Here is a 3328-nt window from a genome sequence, read left to right on the forward strand (position 1 = left end):
GTGGTCGGCGTCCACATGGTCGGCGACCGCATGGGCGAGCAGGTCGGCGAGGCGCAGCTGATCTACAACTGGGAGGCGCTGCCGGCCGAGGTGGCCCAGTTCATCCATGCCGACCCGACGCAGAACCAGGCGCTCGGCGAGGCCCACCTCGCTCTCGCCGGCAAGCCCCTCCACACCTACGACTAATACGGTGGCCGCACAGACACCTTAGGTGCTCAACCTGCCAAGTAGCGGTGGAGAGTTCGCCGGGGAAGGCGGTTTGCTCGTACAACAGCGTGGGGTCCTGGAGGCAGTGGTGGAGCGGCTGGCATGCAGCTTGAAGAGGTTCCTCTGCGTGACAGCAGGGCAATTTCCGTGGCTGGCTGCCGTACGCCTGCGGTAGTGGGTCTTGGTGCCTAAGGGCTTGCCGAAGAACAACATGCGGGCAGGTATCGCGCTAACCTGGGATGTCAAGTCCCGGAGCCCACAAGTTAATTCTCTGCGAGCCCTAACGACCTTGTGCGCGATAAGAATGTGGGAACGCCAGTGCAGTCTGCTGTCAAGAGGCGCGGCTGTGATCAGCATGGATTCCAGGTTAGGAGAGCGTCAACTCCTATCGTGCATGAGGTCGTAAGGGCGTGCAGAAGAACAACACGCTGATGTCCGATTCGCGGGCGCAGTCATGTGGTAAGCGGTTCGCTGAGCTGCAGGATCTGCCTGACCGCCGTCATGGACATCACGCACTACAGCGACGGCTGGCGCCGCGTCTTTCCTGGTCGCCGAGGCCTACTACAACGATCGGCCCCAGAACCGGAATCAGCGTGTCGTTCTTCTGCACGCCCTAAATGATGACCAGTAAGCGGGTGTTGTGAAGTTCCGGCCACTCCTTGCGGGGCGGTGCTGCGGGCGGGGTTGTGTAGTCGTCCCATGCCGAGGGTAGGCCGGGACCCACCTACGTGATAAAGCAGTTCGGCAGCCTCACCCACACCGCCCCATCCACGGCCAGCCACCCGCAGAAAGAGACTGCAACTGTGTTCCAGGAAACCCCCATCTTCAGCCGCCTCGTCGCCGAACGGGGCGACGTCCCCAACCAGGTACGCGGTGAAGCCGACCGTATACACCGTGACCTGTCCCGGGTGATGCCCTGGACGTCGGCCAGCGCCCTGCCCGTCCGTACAACGCTGGACGGGCCGACATGGTGACGTGACTGCGTGGATGCTCCCAGATTCCGTCCAACCTGGATCGGCGCGCTGCCGTCATCGGGTAGAAGGAGCCGATACCCAGGTCGAGGAAACGGCCTATGAAGATCACTCCCATACAGGCTTACCGTTGCGGATCGACTTCAACCCAGCGAGCGTGCAGGCGGTCGATTGGGGCGTTAGGCACCTCGACCGCACGAGACCGGTTGCGATCGTCCGTCCATTCCCACGTGCAGATACAGACAACGGTAGGCGTGCCCAACGGCGGTGGAGTAGGTGAGCATTCCCATGGTCTGGGAGGTGCGGACATCGCCAGGCAGCCCCGAATACAGGAAGGTCACCCCGACTGACTGGGTGCCCTTCTTCTGGGTGTAAGTGTCTTCGATGCCGACCGATTGGCTTGGTAAGACACTGAGGTCTGGCGCCGCTATTACTGGTAAAGCGAGAGTCCCGCGCGGGCATGGACTGGATATAGCGAGGTGCAGGATGAAAGCCATTGTGGTGACGGATCAGGCTGCGGGAACGGCCGGGATGACGCTGGTAGAGCGACCGGAACCGGAAGCGGCGGGGAACGACGCCCTTATTCAGGTTCATGCGTCGGGATTCACCCCAGGCGAGCTGTCGTGGCCCTCGAACTGGACTGATCGCCTCGGCCGTGACCGGACACCTTCGATTCCCGGGCACGAGCTGGCCGGAGTGGTCACCGCCCTTGGCTACGGCACGACGGGGCTGTCGGTGGGGCAAAGGGTATTCGGCCTGACAGACTGGACCCGCGACGGCACACTCGCGGAGTACGTGGCCGTCGAGGCACGCAACCTCGCACCGCTGCCGGGCGATGTCGACTTCACAGTAGGCGCGTCCCTACCGATCTCCGGCCTGACCGCGTGGCAGGGTCTGTTCGATCACGGCCGTCTGCAGGCAGGGCAGAGCATCCTGGTGCATGGTGCGGCCGGCGGAGTCGGATCGATGGTGACCCAGCTCGCACGAGAGGCGGGTGCCTATGTCATCGGCACCGGGCGCACAGTTGATCGCCAGACGGCGCTCGACTTCGGCGCCAAGGAGTTCATCGACCTCGACAGCGACACCCTGGAAAATGTCGGCAAGGTCGATCTGGTGTTCGACATCATTGGCGGAGACATCGGGAAGCGATCTGTGGGCGTGATTCGCGCTGGAGGGACGCTGGTGACCATCGCCGGACCGCCGGAGGCGCGCCCTGCTGACGGCCTGGCAATCGACTTCGTCGTCGAGTCCGATCGCGCCCAACTGCGTGAGATTGTTCAGAGGGTCCGGGATGGACGACTGCGAACAAACATCGCCAACGTGGCTGACCTCGACGATGCCGTCGCCGCCTTCAATCCGACCGAGCGGATCAAGGGCAAGACGATTATCCAGGTTCGCCCATAGAGACTCAGAGACAGCAGAGGCCCCCGTAACGTCGTCGTAATGGGGGTCTCGTCTCGCGTCACTCGTGATGTAGCCGCGCCACACCGCCGACGAGGGTCCGTGGTCTATGCGGTTAGGACCCGTCGTTACCAGGACTCGCGTATGCATCGACGTCCCTGGCGGAGATATCGGGGCGATCCGTAAGCCCGAGCCGCGTCAGCTGAACGCTGGTGATCATTGCGGGGCCTCCCGAGACGCGCCCCGCCCACGGTGTGGGGGTTACCTTCGTCGTCGTTTCCGATCGAGCTCAACTGGGCGAAGTCGTCGGTGGACCCGGACGGTCGACCGCGGACGAACATCGGTAGCGTCGATACCCGCGTCGCTGTCTTCACCCTGACGCTCACGGCCTTATCGCGTGGTAACAGCTGTCTCCTAGTCGTGCTTTGTGTGGGCGCGTGAGGCGCTCGAAAGGCCGACCTCGAACGACCGCACAATCTGGGCGGTGCCGTCGCGGTCAGCAGACATCCGCGCGATGGCTTGGATTCGTTCAGGAGTCATGCCAGACAGAGGGCCGCCAACGTGACTATGAATCTTCACCGGTCGTTCGGTTCCCCCAGGTGCAGCCGACATGTGAAGACGTCGAGCCCACGCTGACCGAAGGCGCGGACGTCCCCGGCCTCGACACCTCCACCCAAGCCCTCGTCGCCAAGTACCGCGAGCTCAGGAAGAAGTGAACTGACATGCAGATCGGACTCATCGGCCTTGGC

General features: G+C 63.3%; 2 protein-coding genes and 1 pseudogene. All 3 read left to right on the forward strand.

The features are described from left to right. Nucleotides 1-186: pseudogene (locus ADL25_RS07620) on the forward strand (dihydrolipoyl dehydrogenase); the annotation flags it as partial. Nucleotides 187-1010: 824 nt separating this feature from the next. Continuing rightward, nucleotides 1011-1181: a hypothetical protein gene (locus ADL25_RS49695; RefSeq protein ID WP_199839124.1), complete on the forward strand. Its 171-nt coding sequence runs from the start codon at nt 1011-1013 to the stop codon at nt 1179-1181. Between the two features lie 483 nt (nt 1182-1664). Beyond that, nucleotides 1665-2582, forward strand: a complete 918-nt coding sequence (locus tag ADL25_RS07625; RefSeq protein ID WP_059126889.1) for an NADP-dependent oxidoreductase — start codon at nt 1665-1667, stop codon at nt 2580-2582. Nucleotides 2583-3328: the final 746 nt, after the last annotated feature.

The sequence above is a fragment of the Streptomyces sp. NRRL F-5122 genome, assembly GCF_001507435.1.
In the GTDB taxonomy this organism is placed as follows: domain Bacteria; phylum Actinomycetota; class Actinomycetes; order Streptomycetales; family Streptomycetaceae; genus Streptomyces; species Streptomyces lannensis.

What these genes read in the sequence shown, in the direction of transcription:
- ADL25_RS07625 (WP_059126889.1), top strand. Translation starts at nt 1,665, where the DNA reads ATGAAAGCCATTGTGGTGACGGATCAGGCTGCGGGAACGGCCGGGATG.